The following is a 247-nucleotide window of genomic DNA, read 5'->3' on the forward strand; positions in this document are numbered from 1 at the left end:
GTTACGACCGAACACGTCAGAAGAGAGCGTAATCAGCGCGCCAGACAGTGCCTGGTGGGCAAAACCACCGATACACAGCAGCATAATTGCGACATACGGGTTGGTGAACAGACCGATCATACCCGGGCCAATCATCACCACACCACCCAGCGTTACGACCATCTTACGGGAAACGATCAGGTTCACACCAAACCAACGCTGGAACAGCGGCGGCAGGTAACCACCGAGGATACAACCGAGGTCAGCA

1 pseudogene is annotated in these 247 nt (G+C 55.5%); it reads right to left on the reverse strand.

From position 1 onward, the window contains the following. A pseudogene (locus MFF40_RS28575) lies at window positions 1-247 on the reverse strand (MFS transporter); the annotation flags it as partial.

The sequence above is a fragment of the Methylobacterium mesophilicum genome (genome assembly GCF_022179445.1).
Taxonomy (GTDB): Bacteria; Pseudomonadota; Alphaproteobacteria; order Rhizobiales; family Beijerinckiaceae; genus Methylobacterium; species Methylobacterium mesophilicum.